Below are 19,598 nucleotides of genomic sequence, written 5' to 3' on the forward strand. Positions count from 1 at the left end.
CGGATGACCGGCGTGCACGCCCTCAACGCGCTGGGTGATGGTGAACGGGAGGCGTTCGAGCGGCATGCCGCCGCGTCCCCGGAGAGCGCGCAGGAAGCCCGCGAGCTCGCGGAGACCGCGGCACTGCTGGCCTTGGGAACGCCCGAAGTCACCCCTCCTCCGAGGCTCAAGAAGAGCGTCATGGACGCCATCCGCAGCACGCGGCAGCTGCCCGCGGTCGCCGCCCCGGCCGACGCCGATGACGGTGTCGACACCGACGCCGACGCCGGCTCGAGCGATCCCGAGACAGCCCCGGCCATGGAGTCCCCACGACCCCCCTCGTCCGCGCCGCCCGCCGCCAGCCCCGGCTCGGAGGCACCGACGGGGCCGGCGGTGCCGGCGGCGACCAAATGGTGGGCCCTCGCGGCCGGGCTGCTGCTGCTCGCGACGGGTGGCCTCGCCGGTGTCGTGGCCGTGCAGCAGAACGAGCAGTCCCGCCTGCAGGAGCAGCTGACGGCCGCCCAGTCCAGCCAGGCCGCCCTCCATCAGCTCTTCGCGTCGAGCGACCTGAAGACGGCGGTCCAGCGCCTGGACGACGGAGCCACGGTGAGCCTGAGCTACTCGGCGGCCGAAGGCATGATGGCGGTCTCGACCCGCGGGCTGCCCGAACCGCCGAGCGGCCACGGCTACGAGCTGTGGCTGATCTCGGGCGACGGCGCGACCCCCGCGGGCATGCTCAGCGCGGAGGCCGTGTCCGCGGCCGAGCCGACGATGGTCACCGGCCCCATGGAGGGGGTCACGCACTTCGGCATCACGGTCGAGCCCGAAGGCGGTTCCCCGGCGCCCACGACCGACCCGATCGTGTTGCAGGAGCTGTAGGCTTCCCGTATGCGGGAACTGGTGCTGGCCCTCCGGGTCGGGGGAGCGATCGCGATCTTCGCCGCCCTCACCGCGCAGCTGATCAACACCGTCAACTTCGAGTCGGCCGGCGCGGGCCACACCGCCTTCGTGGCCGTGAACTTCTTCAGCTTCTTCACGGTCGAGTCGAATCTGATCGCCGCCGCCGTGCTGGCCACGGCGGCGGCCTACTCGCTCGGATCGCTTCCGGAGCCGGCCTGGCTGGGGCCGGTCCGGGCCGCGGCGACGACCTACATGGTCACGACGGGCGTCGTCTACAACCTGCTGCTTCGGGGCGTGGAGCTGCCGATCGGCTCTGTCGTCGCCTGGTCCAACGAGATCCTCCACGTCGCGGGACCCGTCATCGTCGCGCTCGACTGGCTCGTGGCGCCGGGGCGCCGCCGGCTGCCGCCGCGCACCCTCGCTGGGATCGTCGTCTTCCCGATCGCATGGGCCGCCTACACGCTGGTCCGCGGTGCTCTGACCATCGATCCGCGCACCGATGGGCACTGGTACCCGTACCCGTTCCTGAACCCGGGGACGTCGGCGAACGGCTACGCCTCGGTGGCGTTCTACATCCTGCTCATCGCCGCGGTCATCTGCGTCGTCGGCTCGGGCGTCGTCCGGATCGGTGCCGCGGCCCGGGAACGGGCTGCCGCGGAGGACCTCGCGGACGCCACGGAATACCCGCAGGAGGCGCACGACGCCGGGGCCCCGCCCACGCGCGCCGCCCGCCCCGGGCAGGGGGAACCGCGGGCGGGACAGCGGGCGACGCGGGAGTAGGCGGCTGCCCGTCGCGCCCGGGGCCCGAGGTGCTCTCCGCCGTGGCGCTTTCCTCCATGGCGCATCCGGGGGATCCTGATCCCATCCGTTCCGCCCGCGGCTCCGAACCGGATCCGACCGCAACGGGAAGGCAGGCTCATCATGAACCACGCGCACGGAATGGGCTCCAAGCGGCCCTGGCCCTTTGCCGTCGCCGGGCTGGCCTCCGCCGCACTCCTGTTCGGAACGGCCGAGCTCGTCTCCGCGTTCTTCGGCGGATCGTCGTCGCCCATGGTGGCGATGGGCGGGTCGTTCATCGACATCACGCCGCCCTGGCTCAAGGACCTCGCCATCGGCTTGTTCGGGACCGCGGACAAGATCGCGCTCTTCGTGTCCATCGCCCTCGTCGCCGCGGTGGCCGCGGCGGGGATCGGCCTGCTCTCGAGGCGCCGTCCGAATGCCGCCTACGCAGCCATCGCGGCCCTCGGCGTCGCCATGTCCGCGAGCGTCCTGAGCCGTCCGGCGACCGGGCCGCTCGACGTCGTGCCGACCATCGTCGGCGTGTTCTCCGGCCTCGCCGCGTTGGCCTTCCTGCGCCCCCGGGCCGAGGCCGCCCTGCAGGAGGGACCGGTGGCCATTGAACTGCGTGCGGAAGGCGGGGCCCCGGCGTCGTCCGGCGGGTCCGGGAGGCGGGCCTTCCTGGCCTGGGCCGGTGCGGCGGCGCTCCTGGCCGCGGCGGGAACGCTCGCCGGGCGCGCCGCCTCGGGGGTCCGCAACCTGGCGGCGGCGACGCGGGACGCGCTCCGCCTGCCTGCGCCCGCGAGCCCCGCGCCTCCGCTGCCCGGCGGCCTCGAACCGGGAATCGAGGGCATGCCGCCGTGGCAGAGCCCAAACACGGGCTTCTACCGGATCGACACGGCGCTCGTCGTGCCGGAAGTGGATCCCTCGACGTGGTCGCTGCGCGTCCACGGTCTCGTCGAGGAGGAGTTCACGCTCGGCTTCGACGAGCTCCTAGCCCTCGAGCTCGAGGAGGCCTGGGTGACCCTGACGTGCGTCTCCAACCCCGTCGGCGGCGATCTGGCCGGCAACGCCCGCTGGCTCGGCTACCCGGTGCGCAAGCTCCTGGACCGCGCCCGCCCGCTCGACGAGGCGGACATGGTCCTGTCCACGAGCATCGACGGTTTCTCCGCCTCGACCCCGCTCGAGGTGCTGACCGACGAGCGGGATGCGCTGCTCGCCGTCGGCATGAACGGCGAGCCGCTGCCGCTGCAGCACGGCTTCCCGGTGCGGCTCGTGGTCCCCGGACTCTACGGCTATGTCTCGGCCACGAAGTGGGTCGTCGACCTGGAAGTGACCCGTTTCGACGAGAAGACGGCCTACTGGACGGACCGGGGCTGGTCCGATCGAGGGCCCATCAAGCTCGCCTCCAGGATCGACGTGCCCCGCGGGTTCGCGCGCGTCCCGGCCGGTTCCGTGGCCCTCGGCGGGACCGCGTGGGCGCAGCAGCGCGGGATCTCCGGCGTGCAGGTGCGGATCGACGACGGCGACTGGGTGGAGGCCGAGCTCGCCGCCGAGGCCTCCGTCGACACGTGGAGGCAGTGGTCCTACGCGTGGGCCGACGCCGCGCCGGGCCGGCACACCGTCACGGTGCGCGCCGTCGACGGGGACGGCGAAGCGCAGACGGCCGAGCGGGCCGACCCGGTCCCGGACGGGGCCTCGGGATGGCATTCGGTGACCTTCACGGTCGAGTAGTCCGGCGTCGGGGCATCAGGGAGGTGTCCGGCAGGTAAACCACACACGTCGGCGCCGCGGGCGGCGGACTGTGGCGCGCGACACCTTTCCGGCATAGGGTCTAGTCACAGAGGCCGTTGGCCTGTGACAGGTGCCGACGGTCTTGGACACGAGAAGTGTGGACAAGACGATCTGGAGGCCTGTGACAATGCCCAAGAATCAACCACCCGCGGCGGCCCGCCGCCGGCGTCGTGCCACCGTGGTGGCCGTCGCAGCGGCGGGCCTCCTGCTGTCCGGGTGCGGCCCGGCGGAGGAAGGGCCGCCGGTCCTGACCTGGTACATCAACCCGGACGACGGCGGACAGGCGGCGCTCGCGCAGAAGTGCACCGCCGACGCGGGCGGCGACTACCGCATCGAGGTCACGCTCCTGCCGTCCGACGCCTCGTCCCAGCGCGAACAGCTCGCCCGGCGCCTCGCCGCCGGCGACACCTCGCTCGACATCATGAGCCTCGACCCGCCCTTCATTCCCGAACTCGCCGAGCCCGGATTCCTGGCTCCCGTCCCCGCCGACGTCGCCCAGCGCACCACCGGGAACACGCTCGAGGGCGCGCTCGCCGGGGCGATGTGGAAGGACGAGCTCGTCACGGTCCCGTTCTGGGCCAATACGCAGATCCTCTGGTACCGCAAATCGGTCGCCGAGGCCGCGGGGCTGGACATGTCGGGCTCCGTCACGTGGGACCAGATCATCGACGCCGCCCGCGACCAGGACAAGCACCTCGGCGTCCAGGGGGCCAGGGCCGAGTCGATGACGGTATGGGTCAACGCGCTCATCGAATCCAGCGGGGAGAACATCGTGACCAACCCGGAGGCGACGGCCGACGAGGTCCGGCTCGGCCTCGAATCGGAGGCGGGGCGCAAGGCCGCGGAGATCGTCTCCACGATCGGCCGGGAGGGCCTCGGCGGTCCCGGCCTGCCGACCCAGGCGGAAAACGAGTCGATGCTGCAGTTCCAGGGCCAACGCGGCTCGTTCATGGTCAACTGGCCGTTCGTCTGGCCCGCGACCAACGCCGGCGTCGACGCGGGCAACCTCGACGCCTCGCTCATCGAGGACATCGGCTGGGGCGTCTACCCGCAGACGGTCGAAGGCACGCCGTCCGCGCCGCCGCTCGGCGGCATCAACCTGGGGGTGGGGTCCGAGAGCCGGAACCCGGAGCTCGCGTACCAGGCGATCGAGTGCATCGTCTCGACGGAGAACCAGGTGGAGTACTTCGTGACCAACGGCAACCCGCCGTCGGACTCCACGGCCTACGACGACCCGTCGATCATCGAGCAGTTCCCGATGGCCGAGACCATCCGCGAGTCGCTCGACCAGTCGGCGCCGCGCCCGCAGACCCCGTACTACAACGAGGTCTCCACGGGGATCCAGCAGAACTGGGCCCCGCCGTCGGGCGTTGATCCCGACACGACGCCGAAGAACACTTCCGACTTCATCACCGAGGTCCTGAGAGGGGAGAGGCTGCTGTGACTACCACCACCGGACCCCGGGCGGAGGCACGGCGCTCGAGGAACCAGAACCAGAAGATCGTGCTCAGCGACCGCCGGCGGGCCGAACGCCGGCTCGGCTGGTGGCTCGCCGGCCCGGCGTTCGTCATCATGCTCCTCGTGACGCTGTACCCGATCCTCCAGGCCGTCTGGGACTCGCTCTTCAACTTCCGCCTCACGGCGCCCGACGACCGCGGGTTCATCGGCCTGAAGAACTACGCCGTCATCCTCACCGACCCGGTCTTCTGGAACGGCCTCGGCGTCACGCTGCTCATCACCGTCGTCACCGTCGTCGTCGAGCTCGTGCTCGGCTTCGCCCTGGCGCTCGTGATGAGCAAGGCGCTCAAGTCGGTCCGCGGCTGGCTGCGGACCGCGATCCTGGTGCCGTACGGCATCATCACCGTGGTCTCCGCGTTCGCCTGGTTCTACATGTTCGACATCAACTCGGGCTTCGTGAACAGCTGGTTCGACTGGGTCCCGGGCATCGGCGAGGAGACCAACTGGTTCGCCGGCACCTGGACCTCGCTGTTCGTCATCATGGCCTCCGAGATCTGGAAGACCACCCCGTTCATCTCGCTGCTGCTGCTGGCCGGCCTGGCCCAGGTGCCCGACGAGCTGACCGAGGCGGCCAAGGTCGACGGCGCCACCTGGTGGCAGCAGATGCAGCGCGTGATCCTGCCGAACATGAAGGCCGCCATCATGGTGGCCGTCCTGTTCAGGGCGCTGGACGCCTTCAGGATCTTCGACAACGTCTTCATCATGACGGGCGGCGCGTACGGCACGGAAGTGCTCTCGCTGCTCGCCTACAGGACATCGATCGGGCGCCTGGAGATCGGGCTCGGTTCGGCCGTCTCGGTGCTGCTGTTCATCTGCGTCCTGCTGATCTGCTTCATCGCCATCAAGCTGTTCAAGGTCGATCTGGCCGGTACCCGGGGAGGAAAGTGATGCAGGGCTCCAAGACCAGGACCCGGATCGTCTGGGCCGTCATCTCCGTCGTCGTCGTCCTCTACGCGCTGTTCCCCGTGGCGTCCATCTTCGCCACGAGCTTCAAGCAGCCCTCCGACCTCGCGAACGGCAAGTTCCTGCCGACCCGCTGGTCCAGCGTGAACTACGAGCAGATCCTCGTCGGGGACGCGCAGGAGCTGTTCCTGAGCTCCTTGCGCAACTCAATAGGGATCGCGCTCATCGCGACCTTCGTCGCCGTCGTCCTCGCGACCCTGTGCGCGTACGCGATCGCCCGGCTCGACTTCCCGGGGAAGAAGCTCATCCTGACCACCGCCCTGGCGGTCTCGATCTTCCCCGTCATCTCGATCGTCACCCCGCTGTTCAACGTGTGGCGCACGATCGGGCTGTACGACACGTGGCTCGGCCTCATCATCCCCTACCTCTCGCTCACCCTGCCGATCTCGATCTGGACGCTCGCCGCGTTCTTCCGGCAGATTCCGTGGGAGCTCGAGCAGGCCGCGCAGGTCGACGGGGCCACGACGTGGCAGGCGTTCCGCAAGGCGATCGTCCCCCTGGCCGCGCCGGGGGTGTTCACGACGGCGATCATCGCGTTCTTCATCGCCTGGAACGACTTCGTCTACGGCATCTCGCTCACCTCCACCGAGGCGGCGAGGCCCGTCCCGGCGGCGCTGGCGTTCTTCACGGGCGCCTCGCAGTTCGAATCGCCGACGGGGGCGATCTCGGCGGCGGCGATCATCGTCACCATCCCCGTGGTCCTGCTGGTGCTCCTGTTCCAGCGGCAAATCGTTTCCGGCCTGACCCAGGGCGCCGTCAAGGGCTAGGGCCCGCACCATTCGAAAAGGACTGTTTCCATGGCATCGATCACCCTGAAGAACATCGTCAAGAAGTACGACGACGGCTTCCCGGCCGTCAACGACGTGTCCATCGACATCGCCGACGGGGAGTTCATCATCCTCGTGGGCCCGTCGGGCTGCGGCAAGTCCACGCTCCTGCGCATGATCGTGGGACTGGAGGACATCACGAGCGGCGACCTGCTCATCGACGGCAAGCGGGTCAACGAGAAGGCGCCGCGCGACCGAAACCTGGCGATGGTGTTCCAGAACTACGCCCTCTACCCGCACCTGACGGTGTTCGAGAACATCGCGTTCCCGCTCCGCCTGGCCAAGGGGAAGTTCACCGAGGAGCAGGTGCGCGAGCGCGTGACGTCGGCGGCGAAGACGCTGGAGCTGATGGACCACCTGGAGCGCAAGCCCGGCAACCTCTCCGGCGGCCAGCGCCAACGCGTGGCCATGGGCCGCGCGATCGTCCGGCAGGCCGACGCGTTCCTGTTCGACGAGCCCCTGTCCAACCTCGACGCCAAGCTGCGCGGGCAGATGCGCTCGGAGATCTCGCAGATGCAGCGCCGCCTCGGCACGACGTCCGTCTACGTCACCCACGACCAGACGGAGGCCATGACCCTCGGCGACCGCGTGGCCGTGCTGAAGAAGGGCCTCCTGCAGCAGATCGCCTCGCCGCGGGAGCTGTACGAGCAGCCGGTGAACCTGTTCGTCGCCGGATTCATCGGCAGCCCGTCGATGAACTTCCTTCCGGCCACGCTCGACGGCACCGTCCTGAAGACCCCGATCGGAGACATCCCGGTTCCCGAGGAGAAGGCCGCCGTGGCGCGTGGGAAGGACGTCGTGCTGCTCGGCGTGCGGCCCGAGTTCTTCGAAGACGCCTCGCTCGTCGAAGAGCACAAGCTCGAGCACGGCTCGCGGTTCCAGGCGGAGCTCACCCACACCGAGTGGCTCGGCAACGAGCAGTACGGCTACATCGACTTCGAGCCGAGCCCCGAGGTGCGGGACCTGCTGCAGGGCCTCGCGGCGGACATGGACGCCGAGGAGCTGCGCCCGCAGGTCGTCGTCACGCTCGACGCCGCGAGCCGGATCCGTGGCGGGCATCCGGCGGAGTTGTGGCTGGACACGCGCCGCCTGCATATCTTCGATCCCGGCTCGGGGGAGAACCTGACCCGCGACGCCGAGGCCGGCGCGCGCCTGACGGAACAGGCCGCCGAGGAGCGCCAGGAGCAGATCGAGCGCGCCAAGCAGAACGGGGCCGCCGTGTCCTGAGGCGTCCCCGCGCGGTACGTCGACGAGGGGCCCGGCCGCGTGCCGGGCCCCTCGGGCGTGCGGGGTCCGGCCCCTTGACTCTGGCGTGGGCAGGTCTACCGTTGGCAGTACCAGCGGCATAGGAGGTACTTGTCATGGCTGGACCGTTTCACCACGTACACCTCGACCGCCACGATCCCGTCCGGGAGCAGGCGGCGCACAACGGCAAGGTCCTGATCGTCGCGGGCCTGCTGGTCATCGCCCTCTTTTCGGCGTTCGCGATCGTCGTCGCCGTCCAGGGCGGCGGCCTCTCGCCCGTCGTCATCGGGGCCGTCTTCGGCCTGCTCATGATCGGCATGGGGCTCGTCCGCTGGTTCGTCGGGCCGAGCGCGCTCGACTACCCCGGCGGATTCCCTCCCGATCAGCGCGGCGGCTAGGACGCCCGTCCCGCCGCCGGCGCGGGAAGCCGACGCGGCGGATGCCCACCACTGCCTCAGCCAGTAGCACGGACCGTCCCGAATCCCCGGGATGGTCCGTTCCCACGCCCGCCGACACCGGGAATCGGCGTCGCCAGCACAACCATTGACCCGGGGGGCCGGTCCGTGCCTATGGTGGCGGGGTGCTCCGGTTCTCCCCGATCCGGCGGCGCGCGCAGTCCACCCAGCAGTCCACGTACGGAGGTCGCACGCATGGCAGGGCAGCAGAGGTCCACCGGATCCGGCGGAGGCGCAGCCGACGATCCCGGCATCAAGGATCCGGAACTCTACGAGAAGCTCCGGGACGAGGGCGAGTCGAAGCAGAAGGCCGCCCGCATCGCCAACGCCGCCGCCCGGGACGGCCGCAAGGCCGTCGGGGAACGCGGCGGAAGCTCCGGCAGCTACGAGGACTGGACGGTCGAGGAGCTTCGGCAGCGAGCCAGGGAGATCGGCCTCGAGGGCTACTCCGGGCTGGCGAAGGCGGGACTCATCAAGGCCCTGCGCGACTCCTAGGCTGTACTACCCGGCGCACGTCCCGGGACGGCGCCTCGTGGAGGCGCGGTGCCCGGACGTCCGACCACCGGGGAGCTCCTCCCCGGACCCACCACCCACGCGAAGGAGACGACCATGTCACCGACCGAACAGCCCGAGTTCACGGGCTCAGCGCCCCGCTCGCCGGATTCCGAGCCCTTGGACGGCCGCGACGGCCAGCCCGTCGAGGAGGGTTCGTCCGACGACCCGCGAACGCTCGACGCCGTCGACCCCTTGAAGGACGTCGACGCGCTGCTGGAGCGCCCCGGCCCGGGCCTCCCGGGCGCCGATCCGGCGGACTCCGAGTCCGCCGGGGCCGCGATCCCCGGCGACGACGGCCAGGATCCTGCGGACTCGGACTCGGATTCGGAGCGGCGGGCCGAGGACGTCGTCGATTCCCGGGTGCGGCCGGACGCGGATGAGCTGCCGGACGGCAGCGGAGGCAACCGGGGCCGCGAGCGCGCGGGCAGCGAGGACGAGGACCGGTTCGACGCCGGATGAGTTCCAACCACGAAAGGACGGCACCATGCGGGACGACAACGAGGCCAACACGGACATGCGCGAAGCGAGCACGACGGTGGGTGATTCCGGGCAGCTGACGCTGGACAACCCCGTCACGAGGCACCCGCGGATCTCGCCGCCGAAGCAGGACCAGCCCGAACCGGGGCTCGATGCGCTGCTGCAGCCCCGTGCCGACCTCGGTGAGGACGGCTACCGCGGCACGGGCCGCCTCAAGGGGCGCAGGGCGCTCATCACGGGCGGGGACTCGGGCATCGGCGCGGCCGTGGCCATCGCCTTCGCACGCGAGGGCGCGGACGTCGGAATCGCCTACCTTCCGCAGGAAGAGGAGGACGCGCGCCGCATCATCGCGCTGATCGAGGCCGAAGGGCGCGTCGGCATCGGCTTCCCCGGCGACCTCATGGACTCCGGGTACCGCAACGGCCTCGCGGACCAGGCCGCAGAGGCCCTGGGCGGGCTGGACATCCTGGTCAACAACGCGGGGAAGCAGCTGAGCGTGGACCGCTTGGAGGACCTGGACGAACAGCAGCTCCTCGAGACGTTCCAGGTCAACATCATGGCCATGTTCAGCATCACGCGGGCCGCGCTCAAGCACTTGCCCGCAGGGGCCAGCATCATCAACACGACGTCGATCCAGGCCTACGACCCGTCACCGAACCTCCTGGACTACGCCTCCACGAAGGCCGCGATCAACAGCTTCACCAAGGGCCTGGCCATGCAGCTCGCGCCGAAGGGGATCCGGGTCAACGCCGTGGCGCCGGGCCCGGTGTGGACGCCGTTGCAGGTCTCCGACGGGCAGCCGAAGGACAAGCTCCCGGAATTCGGCCACAACACGCCCCTCGGGCGGGCCGGCCAGCCGGTCGAGGTGGCGCCGGCCTACGTCTTCCTCGCGTCGGCGGAGTCCAGCTACGTCGTCGGAGAGACGCTGAACGTGAACGGCGGCAAGGCCTCGCCGTAGCCGGACGGGCGGCCTGGATGCATGGCGCGGGCGGTCGCCGGGGCCGGCAGATCACAAGGCCGTGACGGTCGCCGTCCACCCCTTGTCCGGTGTTGACGGCGAGTTTACCGTTGGGGTATCCAACCGGCTGCGTTGGCCGGTGAGGCCGCAGCAAAGGAGCGAGCGCCATGGGACACCAGTACATCGCCGCAGCGGGTGGAACACGGGGAGGCCGCCCGATGAGGACCCGCCATCTCCCCGGGGCCGCGTTGACGGGCTGGGGCCTGGCGCTCCTGCTCTTCAGCGCCTGGTTCAGCGCCGTGGGGCTGGGCGGATCCGGGGCCGGGGGATCGCTGTTCTTCGCGATGTTCCTCGGCCTGTGCATGATCGGCTACGGGATCTACCGCCGCATCGGCGGCAGCAACGTGCTTCAGAAGCTGTGGGACGACTCTCCGGGCGACCGCGAGAACTAGGCGACGTAGCCGCGGCCGGTGTGGCACCTGCGTCGTACCCGCATAAAAAAAGCGCCGCCCCACGCGAACGGGGGCGGCGCTTCCGTGCAGGAGGCTACTTGCTGAAGCCGTCCTTGAGGTCCTGCGCGGCGTCCTTGACGTGCTCGCCGGCCTGCTTGGCCCCGGCGGCCGCCTTGTCGGCGGCCCCCTCGGCCTGCAGCGACTCGTTGTTCGTCAGGTCGCCGATCGTTTCCTTGGCCTGGCCCTTGAGCTCCTCGGCCTTGTTCGAAATCTTGTCACCCAAACCCATAACAGGCTCCTTTCGCTGGTCCGTGTGCCCGGATGGGCGCTTACCTAGGCCACGGTAACGGGGCGTAGTGGGGCGCGCCATCCTTTAAGCCCATCGCCGAATCGGGATCCCGCGCGGGCCGGTCGGGGTCGGAAGGAGAGGGTGCGCGGGCCCCGGGAATGAATCCGCCGCGTCCCCGGTTTTATATGCAAACGCATGAAACCCAATGAAAGGCGGTTCCCATGTCCGCGCACATCGTGGTCCTCTCCGGAGGCCTCGGGGTCCCCTCCACGAGCCGGATGCTCGGCGACCAGCTCGCGGCGTCCACCCTCCGCGCCCTCTCCGGGCGCGGGATCGAGGCGGCGATCGAGGTCGTCGAGCTGCGCGAGCACGCCGTGGACATCGCCACCATGATGCTCACGCGCTTCCCCTCGCCGCGGCTCGCGGAGGCCATCGAGCGGGTCCTCGCCGCCGACGCCGTGATCGCCGTGAGCCCCGTGTTCACGGCGTCCGTGAGCGGACTGTTCAAGTCCTTCCTCGACGTGCTCGACCCGCAGGCGCTCGCCGGCAAGCCCGTCCTGCTGGCCGCGACGGGAGGCTCGAGCCGGCACAGCATGGTCCTGGACCACGTGATGCGCCCGGTCTTCAGCTACCTGCGCGCCGATGTCGCCCCGACCGGCGTCTTCGCCGCGCCGGAGGACTGGGGAGGCGACACGGGCGAGGGCCCGCTGTCCGCCCGCGGCGACCGGGCCGGGCGCGAGCTCGCGGACGCCGTGGCGCGGAACCTCGGTCAGGCGCAGGCGCAGGCGCAGGCGCAGGGTGCCGCGGCCGCGGGCACGGGGAGCGCGGGGCAGGCAGCGGGTACGACGCCGGACGCCGGCCCCGGTGCGGAGCCCGCCTCCGCGCCGGGGAGCTCCGGTGCGGGGCCGATGCAGTCCCTGCCCTTCGAGCAGCTCCTGGCCGACATCCAGGGCAGGTAGCGCCCGGGGCGGGCTAGAGGTAGTCGTCCAGGTCGCCGGAGTCGTTGGGGTCGCAGCCGTCGACGGCGGCGCCCATGCGGTGCACGATCGCCTCGAGCACGGGACGCGGCGTGGCGAAGTTCAGCCGGACGTAGCCGCGCCCGGCCTCGCCGCAGTCCGTCCCGCCGACCGTGGCGACCCCGGCCTGGTGCCGGAAGAAGCGGGCCGGGTTGCGGCCGAGCATGAGCCGGGAGACGTCGAGCCACGCGAGGTACGTTCCCTCCGGGGCCACGTAGCGGGCGGCCGGCAGGTGCTCGGCGACGAGCCCCTCGAGGCGCCGGCGGCTGCCGTCGAGGTAGTCGACCACCCCCGCGAGCCAGGCCGCCCCGCCGTCGTACGCCGCGGCCGTGGCCGCCAGCCCGACGTTCGCGGTCCCGTCCTCCACGATCGAGCCGACCGCGCCCCACACGAGACGGTCGAGGTCGTTGCCGAGCACCACCTGCGCGCACTTCAGTCCCGGCAGGTTGAACGCCTTGGACGCGCTCACGGCCGTCAGCGTATGGCCCGCCGCCGTGGGACCGAGCGAGGCGTACGGGAGGTGCGTGGCGCCGTCGTACACGAGCGGGGCGTGCACCTCGTCCGCGAAGACGCGCGATCCCGTCGCGTCGACCAGGTCGCAGATGCGCTCCAGCTCGGCGTGCGCGTAGACCTTCCCGAGCGGGTTGTGCGGATTGACCAGGATCAGGAGCGCCCCGCCGCGCAGCGCCTCCTCAAGCGCCGCCCAATCGACCTCCCAGCCCGCGTCGCCGGCAACCATCTCCACGTGCAGGGACCGGCGGCCCAGCCGGGACGGCACGTCGAGGAACCCCGGATAGGCGGGCGTCAGGAAGACGACCGGCGCCTCCGGGCGGTGCGCGGGGGAGAAGTGCAGGATCGCGGCGACGAGCGCGGACAGGACGGTCGGCACGGGGCGGACGGCGTCGTCGTCGACCTCCCAGCCGAAGCGCGCGGCGAGCCACGCCGCCGTCGACTCCCGCAGGTTCCGCACGAGGCGCGGGGGCGCGTAGCCGAGCATGCCCGAGGCGACCGTCTCCTGCGCCGCCTCGATGACGCCGGGCGCCGTCCCGAAGTCCATCTCCGCCACCCAGGCGCCGAGCATCTCCGGGTATCCCGTCCACTTGAGCGAGCCGCGGCGGCGCAGCTCCTCGGACGTGATGTGGTCGAAGGGGTGGGCGTCCATGGGGGACAGCTTATGCAGCCCGCGGCCCGCGCGGCAGGTGTGTGGACCACACGGCCGTCCGGACGCCGGGGCATCCGGTACCTTGACCCTATGGAAACAGGCAGCGACACGTCCGGCGGGCGGCCGGGCCGGGGGCGGGACGAGACCCCGCAGGAACGCTCGGACCGGAACTGGAACGACCTCCTCCAGGAACTGCGTGTCATGCAGACGGGCGCGCAGATCATCACGGCGTTCCTCATGATGCTGCCGTTCCAATCGCGCTTCGAGGACCTCGGCGCGTTCCAGCAGGGCTTCTACATCGGTCTCCTGGCGTTCTCCGCCCTGCTGACGGGGCTCATCATGACTCCCGTGGCGATCCACCGCCGCTTCTTCGGCAAGCAGGTCAAGGAGGCGACGGTGCGGCACGGGCACCGGATCGTGAAGATCTCCGTGGTCAGCATCGGCGTGATGGTCAGCGCGTGCGTGTTCTTCATCGTGGACGTCATGCTCGGGATCGGACCGTCGCTCGCCATCGGCCTCGGCGTGCTGGCCGCCGTCCTGTTCCTGCTCGTCGCGCTGCCGCGGATGCTCAAGCCGCGGCCCGAGGACGGGGCCGGGCGACGGGAGGACGCGCATGGGCGCCATTGACGAGCTGCTCTCCCCGGAGGTCGTGGAGCGGTTGCGCTCCGTGTTGGAGGCGGCGGCGCCGGAGATCCGCTGGGACGGCCTGGCGGAGCTGCCGGCGGGGTACGGCGGGATGTCGATCCGTGCCCGGGCGGACGCCGTGTCGGGGTTGATGCTCGCCTCGCTGGGGCGCTCCGGGGCCGGGTACGACGCCGGGGCCTCCGCCGTGCGCCAGGCGCTCGCCGGGGAGGGGCTGACGGGCTGGATGGTGTGGCCGGTGGGGGAGACGGTGGTGACGCTCGCGCTGGACGACGGGGCCACGGCGTCGTTCGACGACGCACTGGTGCTGCTGGCGGAGCTGACACCGCGGCTGACGAGCGAGTTCCCGATCCGCCGGATGCTGCGGCACGATCTTCAGCGTTCGCTGCTCGTGGCGCGGGGATGGGCGTCGCATCCGGATGAACACGTGCGCCGTCTGTCCAGCGAGGGGACGCGGAGCTACCTGCCGTGGGCGGTGCGGGTGCCGGGGCTGATCGCCGATCCCGGCGCGACCGTGCCCATCCTCGACGCGCTGTATGCCGATCCGAGCGAGTACGTGCGGCGCTCGGTGGCAAACCACTTGAACGACCTGGCGCGGCATGCCCCGGACCTCGTCGTGGCGGTGGCCGGGCGCTGGATGCGCGACGGCGGCGAGGACGCGCGCTGGGTCGTGCGCCACGGGCTGCGCACGCTCGTGAAGAAGGCGCATCCGGGCGCGATGGCGCTCCTGGGCTTCGTCCCCGCGCAGGTCGAGGTGCCGCGACTGACGCTGGACCGTGAGGCCGTCGAGTTGCCGACGAGCCTGGAGTTCACGGCGGACCTCGTGAATCGGGGGAGCGAGGACGCGCGGGTGGCCGTGGACTACGTGGTGCACTACGTGAAGGCCAACGGTGGCCTGTCTGAGAAGGTCTTCAAGCTGGCCGTCCTGGATCTGGGTCCCGGCGAGGAGGCCACGGTGCGCAAGCGCCACGCGTTCCGGCAGATGACCACGCGCGTCCACTACCCCGGGACGCACGCGCTCGAGCTGCAGGTCAACGGGGAGCGCCACGCGCGCACGGAGTTCGACGTCCTGGTCCCCGAGGCCCTCGACGCGGATTAGCGCTCGGCGTCGTCCTCGAACGGGGAGGCGCAGCCGGGGCCGTCGGGGTTCTCGATGCAGTCGGAGTCGACGAGGAGTTTCTTGGTCCGCCAGACGCTGACCTCGGCCGGGGTGCTGGGGACGGTGGCCATGCCGGCGACGGGAAGCCAGGGTCCGCCGTCGACCGAGTACTGGCCGGTGTAGACGGTGGTCAGTCCGACGGGGTAGTCGCCGGTCTCGGTGTAGACGTGGCTCGTGGTGGTCTCGGTGTCGAAGGATCCGTCGTTGAGCGGGGCTCCTGGTTCATAGGTGGTGCGTGCTTGTCCGTCGCCGTAGGACCAGCGGTATTCGTAGGGTGTCGCGCGGACCCGGACCTCGGATCCCAGGATCGTGGTGGTCAGTTCGCGGACGTCCGACTCGGCGTAGATGTTCGTGTGGGCGTTGCGGAGCGTGAAGCCGTTCAGCTCCATTTCGATCGTCGAGCCCGGGATCGGAAGCCTCTGGAATTCGGCAGCGGTCAGAATCACCAGTTCTTCCGGGACGTCCGCTGCCGGCGCTTCGGCATCGCCGATGCAGCCGGAACGACCTGTTGAGCGAGGTGTTGGATCGCGAAGGGTGTACGTGTAGTAGGTCACTAATCGCTCCCCGTCAGAACAGCGGCTCTGGGTGAGGACCAAGCAATCGATGTTGCCAGTCCCGAGATTGGGGTCCATGCAGTATGGAACCCAAGTGGTGATGACACGGTCGAGATCTGGTTTGGCGTCCTCGCCCCCTGTGCTCTCTGTTAGACCGGGTGGCGGCCCGCCCCGGCCCGGCACGATGAATTCGTCGGGCGATGTCGATCCGAGGTTGGCGTCACCGCCGCTCATGTCTACATCAACCGTCTCTTCCAAATTTTTGGACGGTGGAGATGACTGTGTGAAAGGCAGCCAGATCTGGGCTGCGAGCACCGAGGAAGCGACGATGCGCGACGCGGCGGGTGCGAGTGAGCTACCCATCGTTCGTCGTCATCTTCTCAAGCGTCTCGTCCGAGGCGACGACAGCCATCTTCCAGCCGCTTGCTTCGTCGAAGAATGCAAAGCTGTTGAACGGCGTCTTGACCGCGTCCTTCTTCGTTCCATCCTTGAGGTTGCCCTCTTCATCGAAGGCTGCAATGGCTTCTTGACGGAGAATGAAGAGCCCTTGATACATTTCCTGATCGTCGGGGACTAGCTGCGTCACGAAGTTTTCGGCGTATACCTCGCCGCCAACAACCCAACCGCCATCGGCGTTGTACGTCTCGATCGCCTGCAACCTCTGGGCGCAAAGCCCGCATCGCTCGTCGGATACCGCCGAGAACGGTTCAGGGTCGCCTGTTGCCAATCCGTAGTTCTGCGCCTCGAACCAATACTCCACGAACGCCTCGTAGCCTTCCTTCGAGAATTCCTTCGCCTCCGGGGGCATGACGGGCTTCGGGAGGTTCTTGGCGGGGGAGGTCGAGGTCGCTGGAACCGGCTCGGTGGGGCTCGCGCTCGTTGGGGGAGCCGAGGTGGTGGAGGCCGTCGTGTCCTCGGCTCCGCTCGTCGGCGATTCGCCGGTCGAAGGGCTGCACGCGGTCAGGGCCAGGGCCAGCAAGGCGGCCGTGGCCAGGGCCGGGCGCAGCGTGGTCGAGAAGGGCGGTTCCATGCGGTCCTCATCTTCGTGTTGACAAGTTGTGTCAATCCATCATATCGCGAAATTCCGCGGCATATGAAGTTGTCCACAGGCCGCTACTTCGCGGCTCGGGCTAGCATGATCTGGGTGGACGGCACGCCCGCCGCACGGGACCGGCCCACGGAGGCCGGGCCCGCTCGGACCGGCCGCGCGCCTCCCACCGCACCGCCCAGACCCGTAAGGATCCCCACGCATGCTCAACGATGAGACGATCACCGCCATCGCCGACGAACTCGTCGAGGCCGGCCGCACCCGCTCGCCCGTTCCGCGGCTGACCGCCCGGTACCCCGACATGACGGTCGAGGACTCCTACAAGGTCCAGAACCTCTGGCGCCAGCGCAGCGAGGAGAACGGCCGCCGCCTGGCCGGCCGCAAGATCGGCCTCACGTCCAAGGCCATGCAGGCCGCCACGGGCATCACCGAGCCGGACTACGGCATTATCTTCGACGACATGGTCCTCGAGAACGGCTGCACGGTGAAGTGGGACCAGTACACCCACCCGCGCATCGAGGTCGAGCTCGCGTTCGTCCTGAACAAGGACATCGACGGCCCCAACGCCAACCTCTTCGACGTCCTCAACGCCACGGAATACGTCGTCCCCGCCCTCGAGATCCTGGACTCCCGGATCGAGATGGAGGGCCGCACCATCGTCGACACCATCTCGGACAACGCCGCGATGGGCGCCATGGTCGTCGGCGGCAACCCCGTCCGCCCCCACGACGTCGACCTGCGCTGGGTCTCCGCGATCCTCTACAAGAACCAGACCGTCGAGGAGACCGGGGTCGCCGCCGGCGTCCTCAACCACCCCGGCGCGGGCGTCTACTGGCTCGCGAACAAGATCGCCGCCCACGGCGACGGCCTCAAGGCCGGGGAGATCATCCTCGCCGGCTCCTTCACCCGCCCGATGTGGGTCTTCGAGGGCGACACCGTCTTCGCCGACTACGGACCGCTGGGAACCGTGACATGCCGTTTCAAGTAGACACTCCGGCGTCCTTCAAGGACCTCTTTCCCGGCCGCACGCGCCCCGTGGCCGGCATGTTCGTCTGCTCGGGCGACGCCGGCATCGCCGAGATCTGCGCCGGCTCCGGCCTCGACTACCTCCTCATCGACGCCGAGCACGGCGCCATGAACCTCGAGTCCGTCCTCGCCCAGCTGCGCGCCGTCGCCGCCTACCCGTGCGCCGCCGTCGTCCGGGTCCCCGACAACGACGCCGTCCTGATCAAGCAGTTCCTGGACCTCGGCGCCCAGTCCATCCTGGTGCCCATGGTGCACACCGCCGATCAGGCCCGCGCCGCCGTCGCCGCGGTCCGCTACCCGCCCGCCGGGATCCGCGGGGTCGGCTCCGCGCTGGCCCGCTCCGCCCGCTGGAACCGCGTGCCCGGCTACCTGGACCGGGCCGGGGAGTTCATCAGCCTGATCGTGCAGATCGAGTCCGCCGAGGCCGTCGCCAACGCCTCCGGGATCGCCGCGGTCGACGGGGTCGACGCCGTCTTCATCGGCCCCTCCGACCTCGCCGCGAGCATGGGCGTGCTCGGCCAGCAGGACCACCCCGACGTCGTCGACGCCGTCCTGCGCACCATCGAGGCAGTCAAGGCGGCCGGCAAGATCGTCGGCGTCAACGCGTTCGTCGAGGCGCACGCGCGCCGCTACCTCGACGTCGGGGCGGACTTCGTCAACGTCGGGGCCGACGTCGCGCTCCTCGCGCGGGGCACCGAGGCCCTCGCGGCCCGCTACATCGGGGCGGACGGGACCGGGAGCGACGCCGGGGCCGCACCGGCGAGCTACTAGCCCGCGGTTCCTCCCGCCTCGCCTCCGGACGCCAACTCGTGGGCGGACGACGCGCTCGCCCGCACCCATGTGGAGGCGTTCAACGGTGTCATCCCAACGCGTGTGCGGATCACGCGGACCCCGGCCGGGTCTTGCAGCACTAGCCGCCCACGCGTCGCGGGGGAGCGGGTAGGGCGGCTGAGGTGAGGCCTGATCCGCCCACGCGTTGCGGGGGTAGCGCGCTAGTTGGCGACGGCCCGGCTGCGCCCGCCGAAGTCGTCGGCGATCGCGACGGCAGCGGCCTGCAGCGCCGGAACGAGCTCCTCGGCCACCGCGGCCTTCGCCGAACGCCCGGCCCGGATGGAGATGTTCAGCGCAGCCAGCACGTCGCCTCCGCGCATCACGGGAACGGCGATGCCGCGCAGCCCCTCGTCGAGCTCCTGGTCGACGAGGCTCCAGCCGCGCCGGCGCACCACGTCGAGCTCGGCCCGGAGCTCGTCGACGCCGCGGATCGTGTGGGACGTGTACTCCTGCGGGACGATCCCCGCGAGGAACTCCTCCCGCGCCGGCTCGGGCAGCGACGCGATCAGCACGCGGCCCATCGACGTCACCCAGGCGGGCAGGCGGTTGCCGATGTTGAGCGTGACGGTATGCAGCCGGGGCGCGGCGACGCGCGCGATGTACAGCACGTCCTGGCCGTCGAGCACGCTCAGCGTCGCCGTCTCGTCCAGCCGGTGCGCGAGCTCGGCCAGGTGACGCTCGGCGACGCGCGGCAGGCTCAGCCCGGCCAGGTAGCCCGCCCCGATGTCCAGGACGCGCGGGGTCTGCCGGAACAGCGTCCCGTCGGTGCTCAGGTACCCGAGGTCGGTCAGCGTCAGCAGGAAGCGGCGGGCGGCCGCCCGGCTCAGGTCCGTCGCCTCGGCCACCTGCGTCACCGACAGCGCCGAGCCCGCGGCCGTGAACGCGAGCAGCACGCTCAGCGTCTTCTCGGCGGACTTGACGTAGTAGTGGCCGTTGCCCGGCTCGATGCCCTCGCTCACGCGGCTCCTTGG

22 protein-coding genes are annotated in these 19,598 nt (G+C 70.4%); 17 read left to right on the top strand and 5 right to left on the bottom strand.

Going from position 1 to position 19,598, the window contains the following annotated elements; translation table 11 throughout:
* The first annotated feature begins 3 nt into the window (after positions 1 to 3).
* From AC0QR5_RS00645 to AC0QR5_RS00700, 12 genes are all read left to right on the top strand, one after another.
* Positions 4 to 858 (top strand): anti-sigma factor, encoded by an 855-nt coding sequence (locus AC0QR5_RS00645; RefSeq protein ID WP_329859581.1) that lies wholly within the window; start codon positions 4 to 6, stop codon positions 856 to 858.
* Positions 859 to 867: 9 nt separating this feature from the next.
* Positions 868 to 1,659, top strand: coding sequence for a Pr6Pr family membrane protein (locus AC0QR5_RS00650; RefSeq protein ID WP_329859582.1), 792 nt, complete (start codon positions 868 to 870; stop codon positions 1,657 to 1,659).
* 141 nt (positions 1,660 to 1,800) lie between these two features.
* Complete coding sequence (locus AC0QR5_RS00655; RefSeq protein ID WP_329859583.1) at positions 1,801 to 3,390, top strand: molybdopterin-dependent oxidoreductase; 1,590 nt, start codon at positions 1,801 to 1,803, stop codon at positions 3,388 to 3,390.
* A 187-nt stretch (positions 3,391 to 3,577) separates the two neighbouring features.
* Positions 3,578 to 4,894, top strand: a complete 1,317-nt coding sequence (locus AC0QR5_RS00660) for an extracellular solute-binding protein (protein ID WP_329859584.1) — start codon at positions 3,578 to 3,580, stop codon at positions 4,892 to 4,894.
* The gene (locus AC0QR5_RS00665; RefSeq protein ID WP_430632592.1) at positions 4,891 to 5,856 is read left to right on the top strand and encodes a carbohydrate ABC transporter permease; all 966 of its coding nucleotides are present in this window, start codon (positions 4,891 to 4,893) and stop codon (positions 5,854 to 5,856) included. Before AC0QR5_RS00660 ends, AC0QR5_RS00665 begins: the two co-directional genes overlap by 4 nt.
* Positions 5,856 to 6,698, top strand: coding sequence for a carbohydrate ABC transporter permease (locus AC0QR5_RS00670; protein ID WP_329859585.1), 843 nt, complete (start codon positions 5,856 to 5,858; stop codon positions 6,696 to 6,698). Before AC0QR5_RS00665 ends, AC0QR5_RS00670 begins: the two co-directional genes overlap by 1 nt.
* A 30-nt stretch (positions 6,699 to 6,728) precedes the next feature.
* Complete coding sequence (locus AC0QR5_RS00675; RefSeq protein WP_329859586.1) at positions 6,729 to 7,985, top strand: ABC transporter ATP-binding protein; 1,257 nt, start codon at positions 6,729 to 6,731, stop codon at positions 7,983 to 7,985.
* Between the two features lie 134 nt (positions 7,986 to 8,119).
* Positions 8,120 to 8,401 carry a hypothetical protein gene (locus AC0QR5_RS00680; RefSeq protein ID WP_329859587.1) on the top strand — a complete coding sequence of 94 codons (282 nt, stop codon included), beginning with the start codon at positions 8,120 to 8,122 and terminating at the stop codon, positions 8,399 to 8,401.
* Positions 8,402 to 8,653: 252 nt separating this feature from the next.
* Positions 8,654 to 8,953, top strand: a complete 300-nt coding sequence (locus AC0QR5_RS00685; RefSeq protein WP_329859588.1) for a DUF7218 family protein — start codon at positions 8,654 to 8,656, stop codon at positions 8,951 to 8,953.
* Between the two features lie 114 nt (positions 8,954 to 9,067).
* Positions 9,068 to 9,472, top strand: a complete 405-nt coding sequence (locus AC0QR5_RS00690; RefSeq protein ID WP_329859590.1) for a hypothetical protein — start codon at positions 9,068 to 9,070, stop codon at positions 9,470 to 9,472.
* A gap of 55 nt (positions 9,473 to 9,527) precedes the next feature.
* Entirely contained in the window at positions 9,528 to 10,448 is a 921-nt protein-coding gene (locus tag AC0QR5_RS00695; RefSeq protein WP_329859805.1) for an SDR family oxidoreductase, read from the top strand.
* A gap of 218 nt (positions 10,449 to 10,666) precedes the next feature.
* A complete protein-coding gene (locus AC0QR5_RS00700) occupies positions 10,667 to 10,900 on the top strand; it encodes a hypothetical protein (protein WP_329859592.1) in 234 nt (77 codons plus the stop codon).
* Between the two features lie 94 nt (positions 10,901 to 10,994).
* On the opposite strand, the gene AC0QR5_RS00705 is transcribed toward AC0QR5_RS00700, so the two are convergent.
* Positions 10,995 to 11,189 carry a CsbD family protein gene (locus AC0QR5_RS00705; RefSeq protein WP_329859595.1) on the bottom strand — a complete coding sequence of 65 codons (195 nt, stop codon included), beginning with the start codon at positions 11,187 to 11,189 and terminating at the stop codon, positions 10,995 to 10,997.
* 221 nt (positions 11,190 to 11,410) lie between these two features.
* On the opposite strand from AC0QR5_RS00705, the gene AC0QR5_RS00710 reads away from it, so the two are divergent.
* On the top strand, positions 11,411 to 12,148 hold the full coding sequence (locus AC0QR5_RS00710) for an FMN reductase (protein WP_329859596.1): 738 nt from the start codon (positions 11,411 to 11,413) through the stop codon (positions 12,146 to 12,148).
* A gap of 13 nt (positions 12,149 to 12,161) precedes the next feature.
* Here the strand turns inward: AC0QR5_RS00710 and AC0QR5_RS00715 are convergent, their stop codons facing one another.
* Positions 12,162 to 13,367: a MalY/PatB family protein gene (locus tag AC0QR5_RS00715; protein WP_329859597.1), complete on the bottom strand. Its 1,206-nt coding sequence runs from the start codon at positions 13,365 to 13,367 to the stop codon at positions 12,162 to 12,164.
* Positions 13,368 to 13,457: 90 nt separating this feature from the next.
* Here AC0QR5_RS00715 and AC0QR5_RS00720 point away from each other — a divergent pair, with 90 nt between their 5' ends.
* Positions 13,458 to 13,994: a DUF6328 family protein gene (locus AC0QR5_RS00720; protein WP_329859598.1), complete on the top strand. Its 537-nt coding sequence runs from the start codon at positions 13,458 to 13,460 to the stop codon at positions 13,992 to 13,994.
* The gene (locus AC0QR5_RS00725; protein ID WP_329859600.1) at positions 13,981 to 15,108 is read left to right on the top strand and encodes a DNA alkylation repair protein; all 1,128 of its coding nucleotides are present in this window, start codon (positions 13,981 to 13,983) and stop codon (positions 15,106 to 15,108) included. Before AC0QR5_RS00720 ends, AC0QR5_RS00725 begins: the two co-directional genes overlap by 14 nt.
* Here AC0QR5_RS00725 and AC0QR5_RS00730 read toward each other — a convergent pair.
* A complete protein-coding gene (locus tag AC0QR5_RS00730) occupies positions 15,105 to 15,614 on the bottom strand; it encodes a hypothetical protein (protein WP_329859601.1) in 510 nt (169 codons plus the stop codon). The genes AC0QR5_RS00725 and AC0QR5_RS00730 overlap by 4 nt on opposite strands.
* 463 nt (positions 15,615 to 16,077) lie before the next feature.
* Complete coding sequence (locus AC0QR5_RS00735; protein ID WP_329859602.1) at positions 16,078 to 16,752, bottom strand: DUF6318 family protein; 675 nt, start codon at positions 16,750 to 16,752, stop codon at positions 16,078 to 16,080.
* A 220-nt stretch (positions 16,753 to 16,972) separates the two neighbouring features.
* Here AC0QR5_RS00735 and hpaH point away from each other — a divergent pair, with 220 nt between their 5' ends.
* Together hpaH and AC0QR5_RS00745 are read left to right on the top strand one after the other, a co-directional pair.
* Positions 16,973 to 17,758 carry a 2-oxo-hept-4-ene-1,7-dioate hydratase gene (gene hpaH, locus AC0QR5_RS00740; RefSeq protein ID WP_329859604.1) on the top strand — a complete coding sequence of 262 codons (786 nt, stop codon included), beginning with the start codon at positions 16,973 to 16,975 and terminating at the stop codon, positions 17,756 to 17,758.
* Entirely contained in the window at positions 17,743 to 18,567 is an 825-nt protein-coding gene (locus tag AC0QR5_RS00745) for an HpcH/HpaI aldolase family protein (RefSeq protein ID WP_329859605.1), read from the top strand. The genes hpaH and AC0QR5_RS00745 overlap by 16 nt, the downstream gene beginning before the upstream one ends.
* A 221-nt stretch (positions 18,568 to 18,788) precedes the next feature.
* Here AC0QR5_RS00745 and AC0QR5_RS00750 read toward each other — a convergent pair whose 3' ends face one another.
* Entirely contained in the window at positions 18,789 to 19,586 is a 798-nt protein-coding gene (locus tag AC0QR5_RS00750; RefSeq protein WP_329859606.1) for an IclR family transcriptional regulator domain-containing protein, read from the bottom strand.
* Between the last annotated feature and the right edge of the window lie 12 nt (positions 19,587 to 19,598).

Source organism: Arthrobacter sp. J156, from assembly GCF_056172865.1.

Bases quoted from the DNA above. Each gene is read 5' to 3' on its own strand.
- AC0QR5_RS00645 (WP_329859581.1), top strand. From the start codon at position 4: ATGACCGGCGTGCACGCCCTCAACGCGCTGGGTGATGGTGAACGGGAG.
- AC0QR5_RS00650 (WP_329859582.1), top strand. From the start codon at position 868: ATGCGGGAACTGGTGCTGGCCCTCCGGGTCGGGGGAGCGATCGCGATC.
- AC0QR5_RS00655 (WP_329859583.1), top strand. From the start codon at position 1,801: ATGAACCACGCGCACGGAATGGGCTCCAAGCGGCCCTGGCCCTTTGCC.
- AC0QR5_RS00660 (WP_329859584.1), top strand. From the start codon at position 3,578: ATGCCCAAGAATCAACCACCCGCGGCGGCCCGCCGCCGGCGTCGTGCC.
- AC0QR5_RS00670 (WP_329859585.1), top strand. From the start codon at position 5,856: ATGCAGGGCTCCAAGACCAGGACCCGGATCGTCTGGGCCGTCATCTCC.
- AC0QR5_RS00675 (WP_329859586.1), top strand. From the start codon at position 6,729: ATGGCATCGATCACCCTGAAGAACATCGTCAAGAAGTACGACGACGGC.
- AC0QR5_RS00680 (WP_329859587.1), top strand. From the start codon at position 8,120: ATGGCTGGACCGTTTCACCACGTACACCTCGACCGCCACGATCCCGTC.
- AC0QR5_RS00685 (WP_329859588.1), top strand. From the start codon at position 8,654: ATGGCAGGGCAGCAGAGGTCCACCGGATCCGGCGGAGGCGCAGCCGAC.
- AC0QR5_RS00690 (WP_329859590.1), top strand. From the start codon at position 9,068: ATGTCACCGACCGAACAGCCCGAGTTCACGGGCTCAGCGCCCCGCTCG.
- AC0QR5_RS00695 (WP_329859805.1), top strand. From the start codon at position 9,528: ATGCGCGAAGCGAGCACGACGGTGGGTGATTCCGGGCAGCTGACGCTG.
- AC0QR5_RS00700 (WP_329859592.1), top strand. From the start codon at position 10,667: ATGAGGACCCGCCATCTCCCCGGGGCCGCGTTGACGGGCTGGGGCCTG.
- AC0QR5_RS00705 (WP_329859595.1), bottom strand. From the start codon at position 11,189: ATGGGTTTGGGTGACAAGATTTCGAACAAGGCCGAGGAGCTCAAGGGC.
- AC0QR5_RS00710 (WP_329859596.1), top strand. From the start codon at position 11,411: ATGTCCGCGCACATCGTGGTCCTCTCCGGAGGCCTCGGGGTCCCCTCC.
- AC0QR5_RS00715 (WP_329859597.1), bottom strand. From the start codon at position 13,367: ATGGACGCCCACCCCTTCGACCACATCACGTCCGAGGAGCTGCGCCGC.
- AC0QR5_RS00720 (WP_329859598.1), top strand. From the start codon at position 13,458: ATGGAAACAGGCAGCGACACGTCCGGCGGGCGGCCGGGCCGGGGGCGG.
- AC0QR5_RS00725 (WP_329859600.1), top strand. From the start codon at position 13,981: ATGGGCGCCATTGACGAGCTGCTCTCCCCGGAGGTCGTGGAGCGGTTG.
- AC0QR5_RS00735 (WP_329859602.1), bottom strand. From the start codon at position 16,752: ATGGAACCGCCCTTCTCGACCACGCTGCGCCCGGCCCTGGCCACGGCC.
- hpaH (WP_329859604.1), top strand. From the start codon at position 16,973: ATGCTCAACGATGAGACGATCACCGCCATCGCCGACGAACTCGTCGAG.
- AC0QR5_RS00745 (WP_329859605.1), top strand. From the start codon at position 17,743: ATGCCGTTTCAAGTAGACACTCCGGCGTCCTTCAAGGACCTCTTTCCC.